This window comes from Fischerella sp. PCC 9605 (assembly GCF_000517105.1).
Lineage (GTDB): Bacteria > Cyanobacteriota > Cyanobacteriia > Cyanobacteriales > Nostocaceae > PCC9605.
The window spans coordinates 356,426-378,698 of the sequence record NZ_KI912154.1; the positions used below are offsets into that span (position 1 = coordinate 356,426).

Sequence of the window (22,273 nt, forward strand, 5' to 3'; positions counted from 1 at the left end):
ATTTACTCCTTATTTGGAACTTCAGGATATAATCCCAGTTGCTTAGATAATTCGCGAGCAACATGAATTAAAAACTTTGCTCCATCTTCATTACCTTGATGTGCAAATACAGCTGCTACTTGTAGCATTGTCTGTATAAAGCCAGCATCAAGTAATTCTGAGTTGGCTTCTAAAATTTCTGGTTCCTGCCCATTGGGACAAGTGAGTAATTTATCAATTAAATCAAAATACAGATTTTGGCGTTCTTCCGTCATCATCATTTTTTTATGTTGAATTGCCTACTGCTCAATACTTTCATGCCACAGTCGCTCTAGCATCTCCACTTGTTGTTGAAAAATTTCAGCACGATAAACAAGATATCTGTCGTACAAAAAAAAGAAAATTCCCAGACATATTGGGAACAACAAAAAGAACCATTTCAAGAAATCGACAACTTTGTATAATTGAGCAGAAGTCAGTAAAGTATGGGGAAGTTTGATATCAAATATTTTGATACCAGCCGAATCTTGAGCAAAATTTTTACCTGCTAGTTCAAGAGGCAACGTGCTAGTATTTTGGCTGCCAGCATGAATTTCATTTACTTCACAGGCTAAATGCTGTATTTCTACTAGCTGCATATGTTGCTCCCAAACCACACTCAATACTACTAGCTCAGGTGAAAGCACGATTAAAGTTAGCAAACCAACCGTTAGAAACTTTAAAAGTTGTAGTCTCATTTTGGCTCTTCCTTGCTAGGCAGTCTGCACCCTGTGAGACAGAAACTTTATTGGTAATTAAGGTATGAACACCCAAAAGTTAAGCCGTACCATACTCAGAAAGCATCTTTTCACTTTGGGGATGAATTTGTGATGCTCGTACTTAACACAATTCCATCCCCATTTTTAGTCGGGCTAGAATTTTGAACTTGAACTTACGCATTTAAAGCCGCTCATGTCTTGCTTGATTTTGCTTACAATCGTGAGGGCTTAAGAAGTCCCCCCCTTTGCAGGGGGGGGTAGAGGGGAATCTCTGCGTAAATCCTATAGGTTTTATAGCAGCTGCCTTAGCTCAGAAGAGTTTTTCTGCGGCGGATCAAAATTATTAAACTAATTAAATTTGCACTCAAAGCTTGTAGTTCCTATCTCAACAGTACTCAAAAAATTTTTTGGGGTATGGGTACTAGTATTTTTGGGGTGTAGGTACTCGCATTTTTGAAGTGGGGTGCTGGCATTGATGTACTCAGATAGAAAATAGGGTTGGGGGAATGGGGAACAGGGAATAGGAAATAGGAGGTAGATAAAATTTGGGTAAAAGTCAAAATAAAGATTAATTTTTTACTGAAAGAGATACATTTCATGAACTATAAAAATATAAATTAATCGTATAATATTATTGTTTTTTTTACATTGCATATGATATTAAAGATATTCTGAAAAATTCAGCAATAAATCAAGCTAATTTTTAAAATATTTAGTGATTAAACCAAAAGGGACTTCCAAGAAATAAATTATCCCGTGAGGTGGGCATCCTGCCCGCCCCTGGGATGGGACGGGTGGGGACACCCATCCCACAAGAAAATTTGGGATATTTTTTTATTTGGAAGTCCCAAAAATAGTTAATAAATTCAATATCCATCCTCTACTCTCTGTCACCCATATTTTTAGGAGTTATATTCATGCGAATTGCTCGTGATATTACTGAACTAATTGGATGCACTCCATTAGTTCAGTTGAATAAAATTCCTCAAGCAGAGGGGTGTGTGGGCAAGATTGTGGTTAAACTGGAAGGAATGAATCCAGCAGCTTCGGTGAAGGATCGCATTGCTGCAAGTATGGTAGAAGCAGCAGAAATAGCTGGTTTGATTGAGCCGGGAAAAAGTATTTTAGTCGAGCCAACTTCTGGAAATACGGGAATTGGACTAGCGATGGTAGCGGCGGCGCTTGGTTATGGTTTAATTTTGACTATGCCCGAAACCATGAGCTTAGAACGACGAGCAATGCTGAAAGCTTATGGTGCAGCTTTAGAGTTAACGCCAGGAACAGAGGGGATGAGAGGGGCAATTTGCAAAGCTGAAGAAATTGTGGCTAATACTCCCAATACCTATATGCTGCAACAGTTTCGTAACCCAGCCAACCCAAAAATTCACCGAGAAACTACCGCAGAGGAAATTTGGGCTGATACAGATGGACAAGTAGATATCGCGATCGCAGGAGTAGGTACTGGTGGAACAATTACAGGTATAGCTGAAGTAATTAAACCACGCAAACCCAACTTTATGGCGATCGCAGTCGAACCCAAAAATAGTCCCGTCCTTTCTGGCGGTCAACCGGGATCGCATAAAATTCAAGGTATTGGTGCTGGATTTGTTCCAGAAGTTCTCCGCACAGATTTGATTGATGAAGTGATAACAGTCAGCGACGAAGAGGCGATGATATTTGGGCGACGTTTGGCAAGAGAAGAAGGTTTGCTGTCTGGTATATCTTCAGGTGCAAATCTATGTGCAGCGATACAAGTAGCTAAACGTCCAGAAAATGCAGATCGTTTAATTGTAATGATTCAACCTTCCTTTGGAGAACGTTATCTTAGTACGCCGATGTTTCAAAATTGGTAAACGGTAGACTGTTTGGGGGGATGGGGTGATGGGAGAGTCCGGTTTTATATTCTCCCCAATTTCCCACCTCCGGTTCTCCCACTCTCCCACCTCCCCTCTCTCCCACTCCTCCACTCCCCCGTCTCCCCACCTCCCTATCTTCTACATATCCCTTGCCACTCTGAGTTTCAAATCGCTACTTTTTTACGCAAAGCTGTACTTAGTACAACATTTCATAAATCCCTAGCGAATACTATTCTGAAATACTCTGCGAACCTCTGCGCTGACTCTGCGCGACGGCAGTCGCTACAACGGGACGCCACGTGCTACAACGCGGGGAACCCGCGCAACGCAGTGGCTCGGGAACCCCCGCAACGCGCAGCCTCCCCTCTGCGTTTAAAAACGCTACTTTTTTACGCAAAGACATACTTAAATTAATACAGCCTCTTCATTAAACATTCTGCGATCCGCCTGGATGCACCTGCTTTGCCCATCCGTCGCAAGCCATTTTCAGCAATAACGTGCAGTTCGTCTGGGTTGGCAAACAGCGATCGCACTACCTGTGGAACTTCATCGGGTTGTTCTACTAAAATTAAACTTGGCCCCAATAGACGACTCTGGGCTTCGGCAAACTTGGGATTGAATTGCGGCCCATTTCCAGGAATGGCGATCGCGGGTTTACCCAAACCCACAAATTGTTCTGTCGCTGTTCCCGCCATCGCGATCGCCAAATCTCCCAAATGCAAGCAGTCGTTATAAGCTCTTTGTGTCAAGATAAAATATGCATTTCTTTGCTTAAATACCAAGGCTTCAGCATCAGGAATTTGAACGGGAGAGTTGGAGTGAGAACGCCAGCCGTGGGATTGGAGAATTTGGTGTATGCTGACAAAATGTAAACCGGGGGCGATCGCACCTAAAAATACTAATGTTCCACGAGTGGGCGCTAGCCAATCTTGTTCTTGGAAAGAGGCCATCAATGCAGACACTGCAATCAAAATTTTCTGCCAGTTAGCATAGGCTTCTGGGGCACGAGAGCCAGGCAAGAGAGTTATAATCAGCGGTCTAGCTAATTCTTGCTGTTCGACATTGCTACTATAAAACCGTGCGGTGGGAAATGTTGGTTCCAAACCATCCATCATTGGGTTGCCCACATCAACAGCGGGAATAGGCCACCTTTGCAATATCTTAGTCGTCAGAGAATCTCGGGGAAACACTGCCTTGCAGCGGCTATGACTCATTAGCCAACGTTCCCAAGGATGATAAACTGAACCGGAAAAATTTTCCAACCATGTGGCTTTGTTTTTGCGTTTTAATAACCCCTTTTCATCTCGTACGTAGTATTCCGATCTCGCCGTGCCAACAAAGGCATAGTTAGTATTACTGAGCCAAGCAAACAATAACGGTACAATATCCCCTACAGCTAAAATGGCGCTGTTGTTGCCCAATTTTTGTTGAAAACTTACCCAGTGGCGTACAGTTTGAATTTGGTTGAAAGTAAGTTGCAATAAGCCCCCACGGAGATCGCGCATAAATTCGCGTCCATCCATGTAGATAAAACCACCAGAAGGCATGGTACGTACCGAACCAATCAGGGGAATTTCCAACTTTTGGTAAGCGTGTCCTTCACCTACTAAGGGCAAAGCAAAAATTTCTGGTGGATGAGGTTGCCATTGGAGTTCTTTTAAAATGCGAACTGCGATCGCATCCTCGCCGTGGCCATTGCTTAAAACCAACAGTCGCAGGCGAGAAGTTGTTTCTTTGATTTTAGAGGTTAGGGGTAAAGGAGATACATCACTCATATGGAAAAAATTATGAATTATGAATTATGAATTATGAATTATAAATTATGAAATTTTCAGCATTAAGATTCATAATTCTCACCCATTGCCCCAACCCTATTACCAAATTTTTGTATACGCAGTTCACGTCGAACTAGGTAGAAACAAAAGATCGTATTTTACTGTCTTTAAGAGCAAGAGGGATAAATGGCGTATAAATCCGTAAGGAAGTGGAGGGGACTGGTAGTTAGTATTATCCCCACAGCCTAACCTCAGTACAAAAGGACAAACTAACTTCCAGTTTAATCAAACTAAGATATTATGCGAGTTTCTTCTGCTGCAATTTTTACTTTAGCTACTTTAGCCACTGGTAATTTGACTGAGCAAGCAATAGCTGCACCTGCTGATGCTTCTACTCAGACTCAAAAAACAGCAAACGTGGTAGTTCCATTCACAGAAGCCAAGCCTGTACAAGTAAGTGCGATCGCATCGCCTGAAATGCTAGTAACAGAACAATTTTCCCAGAAAACCACTAGCGTGCAAAGTAGTGCCGGTAATAAATCTGTGGTGATAACTACGCAAAATCACACGGGAAATCAAATAGACGCGGGGACACTCCGACGCGGGGACGCGGGGACACAAACTGTAAACAATGACTTAGTTGTCACAGCTACAGATGTACAAATCGTTGGGGCAACACCAGAATTACAACAGATTGTTAGCAGTATCATTAAAACCCAAGTTGGCAGTGAAACTAGCCAAACGCAATTACAACGAGATGTAGCGGCAATTTTAGAAACTGGATTATTTGCCAATGCTAGCGTCAATAGCCGCAGCACCAATACAGGGTTAAATGTAGTGTATCAAGTGCAACCAGTGATGGTGCGATCGCTGCAACTTTCTGGTGCTAAAGCACTCACTTATCAGCAAGCCTTGCAACCCTTCCAGTCTCAAGTTGGAAAGCCAATTAGTCCTGCTGGTTTGCAGCAAGCAGTACAACAAATTAATCAGTGGTACGCAGACAATGGTTATAACGTGGCGCGGGTGTTGTCGATCAAACCGAGTCCCACAGGTATCTTAACTGTGAATGTGGCAGAAGGCGTAGTAGGCGATATAAAGTTTCGCTTCGTTAACGATAAAGGACAGGCGGTTGATGAGCAAGGTAAACCAATAGCGGGACGCACGAAAACAGATTTCCTGCAACAGCAGTTAAAACTCAAACCAGGTACGCTTTTTCAAGAAAATTTAGTCAAGCAAGACTTGCAGCAGCTGTATCAGCTAGGCTTGTTCGATAACGTGAATGTGGCATTAGAAGGAGATGCGTCAAAGCTGGATGTTATTTACCAACTTCAGGAAAAGGGCGCACGTTCTGTAAATGTGGGAGGCAACTATAGTGCCGATCAAGGTCTAGTGGGCAGTTTTACCTATCAAGACCAAAATGTTGGTGGCATTAACGATAATTTAAGTACGAATCTCCAAGTTGGTGCGCGCGATCTACAGTTTGATAGTAAGTTTACCAGTCCCTATCGTGCTAGCAACCCCGATCGCCTCGGTTATAGTATCAATGCTTTCCGCCAACGGGGAATGTCAGATACTTTTGATGACGAGATTAAATTAGCAAATGGTGACAAAGTTCGAGAAGGTCAATTTGGTGGTGGTTTCAGTTTCCAGCGACCGATTGACGGTTGGGATACAAGCTTGGGATTCAATTATACCCGTACCAGCATCCGCGATCGCGATGGCAAAATTACCTCCTTTGATACCCAAGGTAATCCCCTATCGTTTAGCGGTACTGGCATTGACGACCTAACAACTGTATCTTTCAGTGCTAGCAAAGATAACCGGGATAATCTCGCCAATCCTACTCAAGGTTCTGTGCTGCGTTTGAGTACCGAACAATCAGTACCCCTCGGTCAGGGTGAAATTTCCATGAATCGCCTGCAAGCGAATTACAGTCAATTTGTGCCCATTCAAGTATTTAAATCTCAAAAGCCACAGGTATTTGCCCTGAATGTCCAAGCCGGGACAGTGATTGGCGATTTGCCGCCTTATGAAACTTTTAACTTGGGAGGGCCTAATTCTGTGCGTGGTTATGATTCTGGTCAGGTTGGCAGTGGTCGGAGTTATGTATTGGCTTCGGCAGAATACCGCTTTCCAGTCTGGAAGGCTTTTGGCGGTGTGGTGTTCGCTGATTTTGCCTCTGATTTAGGTTCTGGTGATACTGTATTAGGAGACCCAGCAGGAGTACGTGCTAAACCAGGCATTGGTTTTGGTTATGGAGCTGGTGTACGCTTTGATTCTCCCTTGGGCTTACTTCGGGCTGACTATGGGATTAACGACCAAGGTGAAAGCAAATTTCACTTTGGTGTTGGTCAGCGTTTTTAAATCCGCTATACGGAGTCAAGAGTCCAAAATCAATAGTCAAGAGGAAAATTTGGACTCTTGACTTCAGATTAGGATAATATTTAACCCTAATTTAAAATCTAAAAATGGATTGCCCAGACTCATTTCTCAAATCCCGAATCTAAAACACTATGCTAGCTGGTACACAATTGCAGGGTGGAAAGTATACGTTGGACCAAGAAATTGGTCGGGGTGGCTTTGGTATTACTTTCAAAGCGACTCATCACTACCTAAATCAGATAGTGGTGATTAAAACCCTAAATGAAAAGCTGCGACAACATCCTGATTTTGGTAAGTTTGAGCGCCAGTTTCAGGATGAGGCCAGACGCTTGGCTACATGTGTCCACCCCAATATTGTCCGAGTCAGCGACTTTTTTGTTGAAACTGGGCTGCCATACATGGTGATGGAATACATCCCGGGTGAAACTTTGGGAGAGGCATACGTTTTGCCAGGAATACCTTTGCCAGAAGCTACAGCAATTCATTACATCCGTCAAATTGGGGCGGCCTTACAGGTGGTGCATCAAAATGGTTTGCTGCACCGGGATGTGAAACCGGATAATATCATCCTCCGCCAGGGAACTCAGGAAGTAGTGCTGATAGATTTTGGCATTGCCCGTGAGTTTAATAGTGGGGTGAGACAGACTCACACGGGCATGGTATCTGAAGGCTATTCCCCAATTGAACAGTATCTATCCCAAGCACCGCGCACACCTGCAACGGATGTTTACGGCTTAGCAGCAACACTGTATTCACTGTTGACAGGACAAGTACCTATGCCTGCACTCCTGCGTGATCGCGAACAAATGCCTGCGCCTCGTGAGTTGCAACCCCACTTGAGTGCTGCTGTTAATCAGGCTGTGATGCGCGGTATGGCAATTGAGGCAAAGTTCCGCCCGCAAACAGTGGCAGAGTGGCTGAAACTGCTACCAAACGATGGCACAAATCCTTTGCCACTACCAGTAGTTACGCAAACAGTGCCAACCATTGATTTATCTGCCCAACAGCGTCAAGCTAACTCGCCCAAACCAAAGATTGCAAGTCAAAAGCAAAATTCATCACTGTTTGGGAATATCACTCCCATCGGTAATAAAGTGCGATCGTCCAAAGTATTACTTGGCGCGGGTGTAGCCTTTATTGCTGCCACAGCAGGTTTTGGTATTACTACCATGTTCAACAAGCCTCAGCAACCACCTCCAAAGCCTGTTTTTGAACAACCCAGTCAAGATACCTCTGCGGAAATACCATCTACAGACACACCTTCTCCTACACCTGCCGAGACTAACACCTCTTCACAGTCATCTGCATCCTCCAGACAGCGCAATCGCAATCGGCGTTCCTCACAATCAGAATCCTCAACTCGCAACACTACAGAAGAATCGCAAGACCGCCAATCCCCAGAACAAACTCCATCATCTGCTACACCCAAAACATCTCCATCACCTTCTCTAGTAGAAAGACTGCGAGTTATCCGCGACTCTCGCCAAAAATCTCCTTCTCCATCCTCAGTCAATCAGCCAGCATCACCATCTTCTAGTAAAAGTTTTCCTTTACAAGATAAAATTTTTCCTTCACCGCAACCTACAAAAGAATCTAATTCTGTTGTTGTACCAGTATCGCCAGCAAATAGGGAATCACAGCGATCAAATTCCCCTGCTGTTGTAGTGCCAACACAGGAAGTGAACCAAAATTTTAACACTGAGGGTAAAGGTGAACAGAGACCACAAAACGAAGTTGAAGCAGATACAAATAATGTAGAAATGCCAGAATCTGTTGACATCTCCCCCTTTTAGAAAAAGGGGGATTCTAAACTGTTGTTGCTACGGGTTCTAAAAGAACCACTCCGCAACGTTTACGATATGATTTATCTAATCTGGTAAACAAATCAAATCGTTGTGGGAGTGTCAAGCTCCCTCTACCCACCTCGGCTAGTTTGATTCCTAGCTGTATGGCTACTTTTTTGATAATGTTGGCGGCTGCATTTTATGTCTTATTAAATTATAAATAACAACAACAACAGCGTAGCTGATATGAAGTTTTATCGCTACGCTGTTTTTACATATATATAAATTAATTATCTAAGTCTATAATGTAAACATCGATATTCAGAGTGAGTGAGGATGAAAGTCCAAAAGGGTATCCTCCCCGACACAGACCGTCCAGTTTGGATGGTGTTAGATGATGATTATTTACCTATTGAGCCAATTCAAAAATACCTACACTACCTGGATAGCTTAGGGCGCTCTCCAAACACTATTGGGACCTATGCTCACAACCTCAAGCTGTTCTGGGAGTTTCTGCGAGACTCAAAGCTAGATTGGCTCGAAATTGATTTGGAGCAGCTATCAAACTTTATCCACTGGTTGAGAAACCCTAATTCTGGAGTTTTATTTATTGAGCCACAAGTTTCCAAACGTTCTGAAAAGACTATTAATCACTGCCTAACAACTGTTTGTGGATTCTATGAGTTTCAAGAACGTATAGCAATAGCTAAAGGGATTGATTCTTATCGCTATCAATTGCAACCAGGGCGTAAGTACAAGTCTTTTTTACATCACATTAGCAAAGGTAAAGAGGTTAAAACCCGGTTATTAAAGATAAAAGAACCAAAGACATATCCCGGATGTTTAACACCTGAACAAGTCAATACATTAGTTGAAACTTGTAACACATTGCGGGACAAGTTTTTAATTAGGCTGCTATACGAAACAGGACTACGAATAGGTGAAGCATTAGGGTTAAGACATGAAGATATGGTTACTGGTAAAACCAATGAACTTCATGTTGTACCAAGGTTGGACAACGTTAATCATGTTAGAGCTAAGTCTGGGGTAGAAAGGACAGTTCATGTTAGTAAAGAACTCATGCAATGGTATTCAGCTTATTTAATTGATGAGTACCCAGAAGATGTTGACTGCGACTTTGTTTTTGTAGTCACAAAAGCTCCGGCTAAGGGTGAGGTTGGTACACCATTAACGTATAAAACTGTTGATAGCTTATTTAGAAGACTGTCTAAAAAGATAGGTTTTAAAGTTAATCCTCACCTATTAAGGCATACCCATGCAACAGAATTAATTCGTGCAGGGTGGGATATGTCATATGTACAAAAGCGATTAGGTCACGCTGACATACAGACAACGGTTAACACTTATATTCATCTTTCTAATGAAGACATGATTGAAGAATACAAAAAATACTTAGCACAACAGGAAGAATCAAAATGAAAAAAGAACCAGTTGTTCAAGACTCGTTATATTCTTCTGTAGAAATGCAAGTATTAAAGCAAAACAATCCTAATCCAGATGAAGAAATTAGAGAAATTAAATGTCCGCATTGTGGCAGTATAAAATACTGGTTAAATGGCACAATTTCAAACAAACAACATTACCGATGTAAAGATTGTAAACGTACATACACTCTGAACCCTTTTGGTAGAGATGATTTAAAACTTGATAACGTAAGCTGCCGATGGTGTAACAGTAAAAATTTTATTCGAGCAGGTATTAAAAAAGCAGGAAAACAAACATGCAAATGCAGAGACTGTAATAAAACATTTACAATTAACGCAGAAAGACCTGATATTCTAATTGCTCCGAAAAAGTTTGATTTTAACCACGATATTTGGACTACTGAACATCTAGGTTATGAGAAAGGAGTCCACTCTCATGACAAAATTAATTTTTCTTGTATTCAACAACCTTGGCTTAAATACTACTTGAAAAAATTCATTCTCTATCAGTCTAGTACTAGACTAGCCTTTAGTACTTTACGTAATAAAGTAGGTTAGATTAACATTTTTTCTAATTTTTTGGAAGAAATAAAATTTAACCAAGAATTTGAAGGTATTAATAGGAGTTTGGTGATACAGTTTTTTGCGTACTTAAAAACTAATAAATATTCTTATTCAATGCATACCCATTGTATATCGACCCTCAAAACTTTCTTTGAAACAGGAATTCTTAATCACTGGTTTAAGATTGAGCCTGCTTTAGTTAGACCTGAAGACTGGTTAAAGAAAACTAAAAGACTTCCTAGATTCATTCCAGAGGAAGTAATGACACAGCTTATTCAGCATTTAGATAATTTACCTGAATCTGTAATGCGAATGGTTCTAGTTAATATAGAATGTGGATTTAGAGTAGGGGAATTAATTAGACTAAAACTAGATTGTTTAAAATCTGATGGAAAGGGAGGTTGGCACATTCAATATCAAATGTACAAGATGAATAAAGAGCATACTAAACCTATCAGCAATGAGTTAGCTAAAGTTATTCAAGAACAACAAGCATATATAAAACAGTTATTTGGTAATGACTTCTCGTATTTATTTTGTGGTAGAACACGGGGATACACAAAAGGACAGTATAAAGGGGTATTTATTGGTGTAAAACAAATAATGTCTGCTCAAGCTTTTAGCAGACATCTAAATGCTTTAGCTCAAAGATTTCAAATCAAAGATAAATCTGGTAAGGTCTGGAATTTTCAAAGTCATCAGTTTAGGCATACTGTTGGCACTCGAATGATTAATGCTGGTGTTCCCCAACATATTATTCAGCGTTATTTAGGTCATGAGTCGCCAGAGATGACAATGGTATATGCTCACATTCATGATGACACCCTCAAAAAAGAAATTGAAAAATATCACGAATCAAAAGTAGTTAATTTCCAAGGTGAATCTGTTGAGCTAGACTCAACAATACTTTCTAGTAATGATGACTTGGAATGGTTCAAGAAGAATGTACAAGCCAGAGCATTAGAGCATGGTTACTGTGCTAGACCCAAACTATTAGGTGATTGTGATATTCCTGGTTTTGATGGTTGCTACAACTGCCCACATTGGAGGACTAATAAAAACTTCCTGCCCATTCTAAAAGATACCTTAGAGCGTACTAATAGCGTTTTAGAAAAAGCTCGGAACTGTGGTTGGCAACTGCAAGTTAATAAGAATACGCCGATCAAAGAAAACTTAGAGAAAGTCATTAAAACCTTGGAGGCAGACAATGACTAATAGGAAAATAGAAGCTTTACGCTCTAGCGCAGCACAGAAAGCTAAGGAGTCGGCAGAACGAGTAGAGAAAGCACTTGAGAGGATGATAAAACAGGGTCAAATAATCAGTTTTAAATCTGTCGCTCAAGCTGCTAACGTATCAACTGCTTACTTGTACAAGCAGGAAGATTTGAGGACTAGAATTGAAACCCTACGTGACCAGCAAAAGCAAAAACCTAAATCTAAACAACCTCCAGCAGCATCCGACAATTCTAAATCCGTTATTATTTCCACTTTAAGGGAAGAGAACAAGAAGTTACGAGCAGAAATAGAAGGACTTCGTAGAATCAATGAAGGGTTAGCTGGTAGGGTTTATCATCTACAAGGTGCTGATGATTTAGCAGAAAGGCTCAAGGCTGAAAATTCAGATTTAAAACAACAATTAGATGAATGTCGCCGCCATACCTCACCTCCGCCAACAAAAGATAATCCAAAAATAACCTCAATAGAAAAGAAGCGATCTAAAAAAACTGGTGGCAGTGACAAAATAAAATCTGAACTAGATGCATTAAAAATAAAAATGAATACAACCCTGTCAAAGCTAATAGAAGAGGTTCCAGAGGAAACGGTAATAAAAGCGATTGATGCACTCAAAGAAGCTTTATCTATCACTCAAGTACGCAATCCGGCAGGGTTTTTAGCAGAAGCTATCAGAAATACTTGGATACCCAATGAAAGGTATGAGGAGAAAGCAGAACTGGATATTTTTAAAGAATGGTTTCCAGTTGCTCAGTCTAAAAGATTAGTTGTAGCTTCAACAAAAATTGAAGGAGTGCTACACGTTTGTAGTCCTGAAGGTGAATGGATTCCTTTTGAAGAAATGGTTGCTAAGTATCCCTTAGAAGGATTACAGGAAATGACCTAGCTATCATTAGCTTTCTATAAATGTTTAGTTAAGTAGAGAAAATATTACAGTAAAATCACTACTTTTAATTTTTTCAGTGAAATTTCCGTTACCACAGAGGATAAGAGCAGTTATTTTTGATTTGATGTAAACATTTTAAAATAAATGACGCACTCATCAAATGCGTGGGATGACGCACTTTCCGAACTTGGTGATGGTGGTTTTATAGCTAATATTTTAGGCACTGCATACGATTCAACACGATTTAAGAAATACCGCCAGGATCTCATGTCTGATAAAAGTTGGGATAAAGAAAAAGCGGCTAATGAGATGATATTTCAAGCTGCCACAAAAATGACAGCACAGGGCGGAGGTTTAGGAATTTTTGGTGGTTTAGGTGCAGTAGCTGCTGGAGCAACAGATATCGCATCATTGATGTATCACCTTGTAGAAATGTGTGGTGTACTCGCAGAAATTTACGGTCTTGACACTAGTGATGATAGAGTGAAAGCTTTTTTATTTAGCTGGTGTTTCAGGAGATTCTAATCTTACTGATAAAGCTTTTGTACTTTTAGACATAGGAATGAATGCCACAGCTAGAGACATAGCTCTAAAACCTTTAGTCAAAACCTTACTAGTACCTATACTTAAAGCAATAGGAGTAAAAGTTGGTGTTAGGGGCGGAATTAAATTAGCAGAGTTAATTCCTATTGCAGGCGCAATTGTTGGTGGAGGAACCAATTGTTGGGTGGTAAATGATGTAGGACATAAGTTATTAAAAAAGGTAAAACAAATTAAAAGAAAATAATGATTGAGTATTTTTTAGAAAAGCTCAAACTTAAAAAGTGATAAACGCCATTCAAAATATTTACATTTAGTTCCCTTTACCTTTGTCAGGCGAAGGGTTCTTTTGTTTGGTGTTCTTTAATGGCATTAATCAAAATGGTTGCCGCTCGCCCTGGAAGGTGGTAGGTCAGTTGACTGGTACGCTAAGAACATTCCAGGTCTACCGGGGAACTATTATTCTGCCAGGGCGATTGTTGAAGAGATGATAGAGGAGTATGCTGAATGAACAACGTTGTAGAAAATGACAACAACGTAGAGTCTTTATCTAGGTAACGTTGTAGACGCTGTAAACGACATAAACTGGTATACGACTCCTATTTGATTTTTGAAAAAACTCAGTACACTTCCTGTTAAGAGTTCCCTGCCTTCACGAGTAAGTTCTCCAAATCAAATCGCATTGCTATATTAATAATATTTATTACACATAAAATTAGCGCGATCGCTACTGTACGTAAGCGAGTATGATGTATTTGAGTTTACCAGTTTAGATAAGTGAGTAGTTAGTTGTTAGTTTTTGGTTGTCTTTTGTCCCTTACTACTAACTACTAACCACTAACTACTAATCATTAAACAATTTCTGCCAAAGGTGCAGGCTGCCAAACTTCTCCATATTTATCCCGCAGAGTGTGCCAAGCCTCTACTTGCCCAGGTTCATATTCACCCGGCTTACCCCACTGTAAAAACAAACTTAAAGCTGACTCCTGTTTATCATCCAAAAACCGGATGGCATAGGTGGTAAAGTTACCTCGCTTTGCTTCACCCGTTTCAAATTTCACCTGAGTTATTTTGTCCATATTCAAGTGAAATTCAAAACCTTCCGTGTGCATATTTGCGTATTTACCTTTAGGCAATTCCGCATAAAACAGCTTTTCCACCTTACCGCGTGCTTCTAATACAGCAGCGCTGCTAGTCACAATCAAACGCAAAGTTCCTAAAGTTTCGCAAGCTTCCAAAAATTCTTTTAATGTTTTGGTCATTTGTCCTTTGTCCTTTGTCATTTGTCATTAGTTAGTAGTTAGTAGTTAGTAGTTGGTATTTTTACTACTAACTACTAACTCCCAACCACTAACCAATCACTATTTTTCATATTGTTCATATGCATTAACAATACGCTGAACTAGGGGATGGCGCACGACATCTTTTTGAGTGAATTCGCAAAAAGTAATTCCTTCAACGTGTTTTAAAATCTGTATGGCTACTGCTAATCCAGATTCTTGGTGTGATGCCAAATCAGTTTGGGTCATATCACCCGTTACTACCATGCGAGAATTGAAACCCAAGCGAGTTAAGACCATTTTCATCTGGGATGGTGTCGTATTTTGGGCTTCATCCACAATCACAAAAGCATTATTCAGCGTACGTCCCCGCATGTAAGCTAAAGGAGCAACTTCAATCACACCTCTTTCCATTAATGATGGTACTTTTTCTGGATCGATGAATTCATTAATGGCATCGTAGAGAGGACGAAGATAGGGATTAACTTTCTGTTGCAAGTCTCCAGGCAAAAAACCGAGTCTTTCTCCAGCTTCGACCGCAGGGCGAGTTAAAATCAGCTTTTCATATTGGTTGGCCAAGAGTGCCTGTACGGCTACAACTACCGCCAAGAAAGTTTTGCCAGTTCCAGCAGGCCCGACACAAAAAATCATGTCTTGCTTGCGTAGAGCTTGGATATACTGTTTTTGCCGAAAAGTTTTGGCGCGGACTTCTTCGCCTCGGCGAGTTTTGGCGAGGACATCTCGCTGCAAGTCTTGCAATTCATCTTCCCGATGAGTATCGAGGGCTTGGCGGGCTGTGAGAATATCAGCGCTAGAGACGATATTACCTTTGCTCCAGAGGTCTTCGAGCGATCGCACTAATCGACAAGCCAAGTCAATTTGTTTTACCGTACCGGAAATGTGTAATTCTTGTCCACGCAGTACTAGTGTAGCTCCTGTCTGCCTGGAGAGGATTTTAAGATTTTCTTCCCTTTGTCCTGCCAGAGCGATCGCGCTTGTGATATTCGGCAGTTCAATTTTCAAGGCATCTGCCATAGTGTTTGATGTAAAATTTTCCAGATAACCTCTGAGATAATAATTACGGATAAAAATGTAGAGGCGCGAGCAGCCTCTTAGATCGAAGCAAAGCTTACACGTCTCTACTTTGCTAGGTTTGTTTTACAACTGCTTTCAAACCCTGAGTTGCACACATAGCTTTGGTTAATTACTTTAACCAAAGATATTTTCCTCATTTAGAAGCGACCGCCTTTACGTACGGTTTCCGCTTTGCGCTTGCGGCGCAGACTGGGTTTCTCATATCTTTCCCGGCGCTTGACTTCGGATAAAATCCCAGCTTTTTGAATTTTCTTTTTAAAACGTCTTAGTGCCGAGTCAATAGACTCATTTTCACCCAAACGGACTTCAGCCACTCCCTAGTTTCACCTCCTTACAGAGATTATCTGAGTCAAGTGAAGTACCCACAACCATACCCGTAAGGGTTGGTTGGGGCTTCCAGCTTCAACCGCTCTGCCTTCTGTGGAAGTCCGTACCGAGTACGGTGGAAGGTCTTACAAAGCGTCCACTGGCAGTCGCGCGTCTTCCACAGGCAGATATTGATTTCTGTTCGTGCCGCTTGGCTTTCGCGGACTGTGATTGTAGTAACAACCGAATAATACCCCGTCTAGCAAGGAGAAGACAATGACGCTATTAGTTGAAGATTGGATTGACAGGCTGCCAAGTTCAGCGGTTGACAACTCCTCAAACACCCCTTGAAAGGGGTATTTTCGTCGTCGTCCGGCGTCTCTCCCCACCTAACATTTGTATAGCTAGGGACTTATGCCGATTTTGTTAAACCTAGCGTGAACGGGATTTAACAACAGGGCGGCTTCCGTTACCGCGTCGTTCTTTTGGTTTGGGCGGCGGCAATCGCTCCTCTCCCTCTTCGTCAAAAGAAACACCGTCCCGACCAACACCATTACTGCCGTAGATATCTAAGTATACTGAGTGACCAGCAGCATCAGCAGCAGCAGCAATGACTGTGCGAATCGCCTGGATGTTGCGTCCTCCCCGACCAAACACTTTCCCTTTATCTGTGCTATCAAAAGCGATGCGAATCCAAACCCGCTTGTGGGTGTGATACATTTCACAATCGACGCTCAAGGACTGTGGCGATTCTAAAAACGGTTGGATCAAGAACCGTACTAGCCCAACGTAGTCAGGACTTACTGCTGGGGATTTTGTTCCGAGCTTAGGAAGCGGCTTTTGCACTGACCTGTTCAAAGACATTTTCTTTTTCTAAAATGCGACGCACGGTGTCAGTTGGTTGAGCACCTTGCTGTAGTCGCTTGACGATGCCGGGAACATCCAGTCGCACTTCATCAGTTCTGGGATTGTAAAATCCTAGTTCCTCCAGGGGACGACCATCGCGGCGAGCGAGGCTGTTGATAGCGACTATGCGATAACTCGCTTCCCGCTTTTTACCGTATCGCTTCAAGCGCAATTTAATCATGGTTTAGAGACTATTCTCCTATTGTTAGCAACGAGTTTGCAGCTAGTTAATGCGGAAGCCACCTTTACTTGGTGCTTCTGAAGGGACAATCGCGACGGCATTATGCCAAGTCAAGTAACTGTCCCTGAGTTTGTGTCAGATCTTCTTGATCAAGAGGATCGCAACTTGCAATGCTAAAATGCTAATTTTAGCACTTACACAGGCTGAACTGCTATTGGTCAATAGTCATTTGTCCTTTGTCATTAGTCATTGGTCAAAAACTAATGACCAATGACTAATGACAAAGGACCAATGACTATAAAGTACCGAAACCTTTCTTCTTTTTGTCCTTCTTGGGCTTCTTTTTTGCACCGGTGCCGCCACTATAACCCCTCCATCCAGGAGGAGCGGGACGATTTCCTGCTGCTGCGTAGGGGCTACCCATACCACCACCAAACATTCCCGGCATCCCAGGAAAGCTACCTTGACCCATTTGCTGCATAAGAGTACGCATTTTTTGGAAGTCACTTACCAGTTTACTGACATCCGCCTCTTTGTAACCGCTCCCAGTAGCAATCCGCCGTCGCCGACTGGGCGAACTAGCCAATAAATCTGGATTTTTGCGTTCTGCTGGAGTCATGGAATTAATCATCGCTTCGCAGCGCTTGAGCTGGGTTTCGCCTTGCTGCAACTGGTCATTCGTGAGCTTGTTCATCCCTGGAATCATCTTGATGATGCCTCCTAGGGAACCCATGTTTTTCAACAAGCGTAGCTGCTTGAGAAAGTCGGTGAAGTCGAACTTCGCCGTCAAGATTTTCTCTTGCATTTTCTCGGCATCAGCCAAGTCAATTTCTTCCTGGGCTTTTTCTACTAAGGTAAGGACATCGCCCATACCCAAAATTCGCGATGCCATGCGATCGGGATAAAACGGTTGCAGGGCTTCAACTTTCTCGCCAACACCAACAAACTTAATCGGCGCTCCCGAAATCCGTCGCACTGACAGTGCTGCCCCTCCACGGCTATCACCGTCCAGTTTGGTGAGAATTGCACCAGTAATACCAATCTGTTCGTGGAAGGTACGGGTAAGATTTGCTGCTTCTTGACCAGTCATCGCGTCCACCACCAAGAGAGTTTCGTGGGGTTGGACGGCTTCTTTGATGCGGGCTAACTCCGCCATCATCTCTGCGTCGATTTGCAGGCGACCGGCAGTGTCAATAATTACAGTGTCAACACCTTCTGCTCTGCCGCGCTCTACACCCTGTCGCGTAATTTCCACCGGATCGGCATCGCTTCCCATTTCAAAAACTGGTACCTCGATTTGCTTACCCAGTGTTACGAGTTGCTCAATAGCTGCTGGGCGATATACGTCTGTTGCCACCATCAAGCAGCTGCGTTCTAATTTCCGTAAATGTAAAGCCAACTTAGCAGTAGCAGTGGTTTTTCCTGTCCCCTGCAAACCTGCCATTAACACAATCGTGGGTTGATCTTGGGCTTGCGCTAGGGGTACATTAGTTTCCCCCATGACCTGCACCAACTCATCGTAAACAATTTTGATGAACTGTTGGTCAGGACGTACGCCAGCGATTACCTCGGCTCCTTGTGCCTTAGTTTCAATTTCGCTAATAAATTCTTTGACTACCTGGAGGTTTGCATCTGCTTCCAACAGGGCACGGCGGACTTCCCGCAAAGCATCTTGAATATTGGATTGGGAAATTTTATCCTGTCCCCGCAGTTTTTTCCAGGCAGCTTCTAAACGGTCAGCAAGTGCATCGAACATAGATAATTAATTTGGTTACAGGTGATTAGCTAGCGAAAATGTCATCAGACACGTATATATGTAGACGCCCTTAGGGCAACTTCTCGTAACAGATGAGAATTTTGGCAGAATATAAAGGCGTTATTTACCAGCTTAGTAGTTTTTATCCCGACTGTTGCGACGGGATAACTACGTGCCGCAATGGCGATTACCGTCTTTGACTAGCTGAATATAGATTTTTGAATATTTCTGAAAAAAGCAAGTTTATGTATACAATCCTTTCTCGCAGTTGGCCATTTTATCTATAAAATATCAAAAACTCACTGAAAAGCACTGGTTTTTGAATGTATACTTAGCTACCATTTCATAGAGATTAATTATTGTGTGCTCATATTGAGGATGTCTGAGAAGTATAATATCCTGCCTTGCCCACCTTTTTAAGGGGGGAAACCTTCTCAAAAGTCCCCCTTTTTAAGGGGAATTTAGGGGTATCTCCAACGCAATAGTGTTTTATCAACAACTTTTCAGACATCCTCATAAAATTATTAAATGTATCATGTAAATCTAGATTATACTCTACTTGAAACTGGAAAAAGATCTTTATCCCTAACAATTCTATTTTAGCCTTTATTGATTAGTATTAGCTAGAAATAACCCTAGAGATTTTAAAGCTATCTACTCGATTTTATTTGAAAAATTTTAGCTACAATCAATAAATAATAAAAGTATTATATTTCCTGTCTAAAATAAAGGCGGAAATTGACTTTTATGTGATTATTTATTTAAGCGATAATATAGCTAGAAAATAATATGAATAAAATGAAATTGTGTAATATTAATCCAATATTTTAATCTATCCTAAGTCATTTTACCAAGCAGCAAAGGTATATAACTATATTTAGTTTCAGTAAAATATGCAAAAATTAGTTATTTATAATACATAATTGAATAGTTTAAGAAAATTTTGCCTATTGACATCTGGAAGATTCCAGGTACATTGGTAAAAAATAATACTATATTATCAGGGACGTAAGTCTACCTCTTCATTTTTGATAACTTAGGGAATTTCCGAGTCAACAGGCTCGCCCTAACTATTTTTGAATCGAGTAATTGATTAGCAAAAGCTTCTCTATTTTTTTGATGTTTACTTGGAACATCAAGCTTATGTTGTGCAACTTGATACCTGCTTAAGTATATATAGTTAAGTTTTAACTTCTATACTTGGGCTGATCTTTGCAGTTCGCATAACAGATCGCTTTTGGATTGATCTTAGTAGAGTTTTAGGAAGGGCAATGGAGGATTTGTGCATGACTGTAGCCAACCGTAAAAAGATTGATTTCTGTGAAGAAGCCAAGGTAAGACTGATTTCATCATTAGGGCAAATGGCTTTGGTTGGCTTAGTTCTTATAGTTATCCTACTGCTGACTAATGTCAAACCGTCAGCATTGGTGCTGGGTTTGAGTTTTTGCTTAGCAATTGTATTCGTCGTTTGGAATCAACAGAAGTGGTTAAAAAATGAGTCTCAAGAGCGATCGACTTCTCTTGCTCACAATTTATCACCCGATCCGCTCCTTAAAAATGGCAATCTGAGGAATGCAGAAATTAACAAAGCAAAAAAAATTGATGTGAGCAGGAGTATTCTTCAAAAAGTTCTCAATCAGAGAGTAGGAGAGCAAGGCTTGAGCAATATCAGCTTAATTCTTGCTGAGTTAAGCGGTGCCCAGCTAATGGGTGCTAATCTCGGCAGTGTCTACCTCAATGGTGCTAACCTCAGTAATGCCAACCTCAGCGATGCCAACCTTAGCGATGCCAACCTTAGTGATGCCAATCTCAGCAATGCCCTACTTTGGAATACTCAGTTAGTAGGTGCTAATCTCAGCAGTACCCAGTTAGTAGGTGCTAATCTCAGCAATGCAAATCTTCAAGATGTCAACCTAAGTAGTGCCAACTTGAGCAAGGCTCAGCTAGTGGGTGTTAATCTCAACAGTGCTAACCTTAGTGATGCCCAGTTAATAAATGCAAATCTTACTAGTGCAAATCTCAGTAGTGTTTATCTATGGAATGCCAACTTGAGCAATGCCCAACTGGCGAATACTAATTTTAGCTGTGCTTATATGAGCTGTGCTAAGTTAAGCGATGCTTATCTTAGCTGTGCAATTCTCAAGAATGCTCAACTGAGTAATGCCAAGTTGAAGAATGCAAACTTGAAGAATGCCAATTTAAATAATACTCAGCTAGTTGGCGTAAACCTGAATAATGCCAATCTTAGCGATGCTAATTTGGAAGGTGCTAACTTAGAGGGTGCCAACTTGAGTGGAGCTAATCTGAGTGGAGCTAATTTGAGGTGTGTCAAAATTAATCAGGCAACAAAACTAGATAGCAAATGGCTTTTAGTTTGGAAAATTTTAAATCAGAAACATAAGAGTCAAGAATTGAGAAATGCAGATTTTGAAAATGCTAATCTTCAAGATGCTGACCTTAGAAATGCTGATTTGAGTGGTGTAAATTTCAAAGGAGCAAAAGTGGAGAATGCTCTATTTGGCTGGAATCAAGGACTTTCTGCGGAGATGGAGTTGGAGTTAAAGCTACGAGGGGCAATATTTGAGGATGAGTAGGGCGATCGCTTTTTTGTGGATAATGACTAAAGTTTCAACTGATTAAGCTCATTCGACATCTAGAAGGAATTGGGATTTCGTGTTATTTAACCCATTAGTTCTTTGTCAAAAGTTTCTACGAATGATCAAAGACTAATAACTAATGAGGATAGTTAGACAAGCAAATTTTATAAAATTAAACTACAGGTATAAACTCCTGTAAAAGTGGTTTTCTGCATAGTACACAAATGTATACCGATCAATCATTTGTATGCATCTGTGGTTGCAAATAACCTCAGCCTTACTGTTGCAAAAGTTTATTATTGCTATGACTAGCAGCACTCTCATTCAACCAGAAGAAATCATCCACTTATCAGGTATCAGTTGGCAAACTTATGAAGCTTTGTTAAACGAACTCAGTACAAATCGACGCCTACGGCTTACTTACAATCATGGCAATCTAGAAATTATGGTTCCCTCACCCGAACATGAACGTTATAAAGAAATACTGGGTCGATTTGTCGAAACTCTAGCTGAAGAACTAGAAGTTAGAATTGACCCCCTGGGTTCAACTACTTTTAAACGTTCAGAACTTAGTGGAGCAGAACCAGACAAATGTTTTTATATTAGGAACCTCAATGCAGTTAAAGGTAAAAAAAGAATAGACTTACAACAAGACCCACCGCCAGATTTAGTAGTCGAAATTGATATTACCAGCAGTTCTAAAGACCGCTTGGAAGTCTATGCCAATATAGGTGTACCGGAAATCTGGCGATATGATGGCAACTCTTTCAGTATTAATATTCTACAAAATCAAAAATATATAATAGTTGAAAATAGTTTGGCATTTCCTAGTTTGCCTATTCAGGAAATTTCGCGGTTTTTAAAACAGGTAGGTGAGAAAGACTACTTGGATTTAGTAAAGGAATTTCGCAACTGGGTTAAAAGTCAAACTCAGAAAAATTGTTAGTAGT

Annotated in this window: 20 protein-coding genes; 11 read left to right on the forward strand and 9 right to left on the reverse strand. The window is 41.2% G+C overall.

Features of this window, described 5'->3' with window-relative positions; translation table 11 throughout:
* Positions 1-2: 2 nt before the first annotated feature.
* Complete coding sequence (locus FIS9605_RS0135695; RefSeq protein ID WP_026736741.1) at positions 3-260, reverse strand: hypothetical protein; 258 nt, start codon at positions 258-260, stop codon at positions 3-5.
* An 18-nt stretch (positions 261-278) separates the two neighbouring features.
* The gene (locus tag FIS9605_RS0135700) at positions 279-716 is read right to left on the reverse strand and encodes a hypothetical protein (RefSeq protein WP_026736742.1); all 438 of its coding nucleotides are present in this window, start codon (positions 714-716) and stop codon (positions 279-281) included.
* 938 nt (positions 717-1,654) lie between these two features.
* On the opposite strand from FIS9605_RS0135700, the gene cysK reads away from it, so the two are divergent.
* Complete coding sequence (gene cysK, locus FIS9605_RS0135705; RefSeq protein WP_026736743.1) at positions 1,655-2,590, forward strand: cysteine synthase A; 936 nt, start codon at positions 1,655-1,657, stop codon at positions 2,588-2,590.
* Between the two features lie 413 nt (positions 2,591-3,003).
* Here the strand turns inward: cysK and FIS9605_RS0135710 are convergent, their stop codons facing one another.
* Positions 3,004-4,368: a lipid-A-disaccharide synthase-related protein gene (locus tag FIS9605_RS0135710; protein ID WP_026736744.1), complete on the reverse strand. Its 1,365-nt coding sequence runs from the start codon at positions 4,366-4,368 to the stop codon at positions 3,004-3,006.
* Between the two features lie 300 nt (positions 4,369-4,668).
* Here FIS9605_RS0135710 and FIS9605_RS0135715 point away from each other — a divergent pair, with 300 nt between their 5' ends.
* The 8 genes from FIS9605_RS0135715 (at position 4,669) to FIS9605_RS0135745 (ending at position 13,449) form a co-directional block, all read left to right on the forward strand.
* A complete protein-coding gene (locus FIS9605_RS0135715; protein ID WP_026736745.1) occupies positions 4,669-6,732 on the forward strand; it encodes a BamA/OMP85 family outer membrane protein in 2,064 nt (687 codons plus the stop codon).
* A 149-nt stretch (positions 6,733-6,881) separates the two neighbouring features.
* On the forward strand, positions 6,882-8,543 hold the full coding sequence (locus FIS9605_RS0135720) for a serine/threonine protein kinase (protein WP_026736746.1): 1,662 nt from the start codon (positions 6,882-6,884) through the stop codon (positions 8,541-8,543).
* Positions 8,544-8,870: 327 nt separating this feature from the next.
* A complete protein-coding gene (locus tag FIS9605_RS0135725) occupies positions 8,871-9,974 on the forward strand; it encodes a tyrosine-type recombinase/integrase (protein WP_026736747.1) in 1,104 nt (367 codons plus the stop codon).
* Entirely contained in the window at positions 9,971-10,537 is a 567-nt protein-coding gene (locus tag FIS9605_RS40235) for an IS1/IS1595 family N-terminal zinc-binding domain-containing protein (protein WP_051470328.1), read from the forward strand. The genes FIS9605_RS0135725 and FIS9605_RS40235 overlap by 4 nt, the downstream gene beginning before the upstream one ends.
* A gap of 21 nt (positions 10,538-10,558) precedes the next feature.
* Entirely contained in the window at positions 10,559-11,758 is a 1,200-nt protein-coding gene (locus FIS9605_RS39615) for a tyrosine-type recombinase/integrase (RefSeq protein WP_051470329.1), read from the forward strand.
* Complete coding sequence (locus FIS9605_RS40240) at positions 11,751-12,662, forward strand: DUF6262 family protein (RefSeq protein ID WP_051470331.1); 912 nt, start codon at positions 11,751-11,753, stop codon at positions 12,660-12,662. The genes FIS9605_RS39615 and FIS9605_RS40240 overlap by 8 nt, the downstream gene beginning before the upstream one ends.
* 144 nt (positions 12,663-12,806) lie before the next feature.
* Positions 12,807-13,187: a hypothetical protein gene (locus tag FIS9605_RS0135740; RefSeq protein ID WP_026736748.1), complete on the forward strand. Its 381-nt coding sequence runs from the start codon at positions 12,807-12,809 to the stop codon at positions 13,185-13,187.
* 37 nt (positions 13,188-13,224) lie between these two features.
* Positions 13,225-13,449, forward strand: a complete 225-nt coding sequence (locus tag FIS9605_RS0135745) for a hypothetical protein (protein WP_026736749.1) — start codon at positions 13,225-13,227, stop codon at positions 13,447-13,449.
* A 604-nt stretch (positions 13,450-14,053) separates the two neighbouring features.
* On the opposite strand, the gene FIS9605_RS0135750 is transcribed toward FIS9605_RS0135745, so the two are convergent.
* From FIS9605_RS0135750 to ffh, 6 genes are all read right to left on the reverse strand, one after another.
* Positions 14,054-14,464: a ChuX/HutX family heme-like substrate-binding protein gene (locus tag FIS9605_RS0135750; RefSeq protein WP_026736750.1), complete on the reverse strand. Its 411-nt coding sequence runs from the start codon at positions 14,462-14,464 to the stop codon at positions 14,054-14,056.
* Positions 14,465-14,563: 99 nt separating this feature from the next.
* Positions 14,564-15,517, reverse strand: coding sequence for a PhoH family protein (locus FIS9605_RS0135755; protein ID WP_026736751.1), 954 nt, complete (start codon positions 15,515-15,517; stop codon positions 14,564-14,566).
* 197 nt (positions 15,518-15,714) lie between these two features.
* The gene (rpsU, locus tag FIS9605_RS0135760; RefSeq protein ID WP_026736752.1) at positions 15,715-15,891 is read right to left on the reverse strand and encodes a 30S ribosomal protein S21; all 177 of its coding nucleotides are present in this window, start codon (positions 15,889-15,891) and stop codon (positions 15,715-15,717) included.
* A gap of 424 nt (positions 15,892-16,315) precedes the next feature.
* Positions 16,316-16,747: a KH domain-containing protein gene (locus FIS9605_RS0135765; protein ID WP_231510601.1), complete on the reverse strand. Its 432-nt coding sequence runs from the start codon at positions 16,745-16,747 to the stop codon at positions 16,316-16,318.
* On the reverse strand, positions 16,710-16,970 hold the full coding sequence (rpsP, locus tag FIS9605_RS0135770) for a 30S ribosomal protein S16 (RefSeq protein ID WP_026736754.1): 261 nt from the start codon (positions 16,968-16,970) through the stop codon (positions 16,710-16,712). Before rpsP ends, FIS9605_RS0135765 begins: the two co-directional genes overlap by 38 nt.
* 295 nt (positions 16,971-17,265) lie before the next feature.
* Positions 17,266-18,726, reverse strand: a complete 1,461-nt coding sequence (gene ffh, locus FIS9605_RS0135775) for a signal recognition particle protein (RefSeq protein WP_026736755.1) — start codon at positions 18,724-18,726, stop codon at positions 17,266-17,268.
* A gap of 1,286 nt (positions 18,727-20,012) precedes the next feature.
* Between ffh and FIS9605_RS0135780 the strand changes: the two genes are divergently transcribed.
* Positions 20,013-21,320 carry a pentapeptide repeat-containing protein gene (locus FIS9605_RS0135780; protein WP_026736756.1) on the forward strand — a complete coding sequence of 436 codons (1,308 nt, stop codon included), beginning with the start codon at positions 20,013-20,015 and terminating at the stop codon, positions 21,318-21,320.
* A 307-nt stretch (positions 21,321-21,627) separates the two neighbouring features.
* A complete protein-coding gene (locus FIS9605_RS0135785; RefSeq protein WP_026736757.1) occupies positions 21,628-22,269 on the forward strand; it encodes a Uma2 family endonuclease in 642 nt (213 codons plus the stop codon).
* Positions 22,270-22,273: the final 4 nt, after the last annotated feature.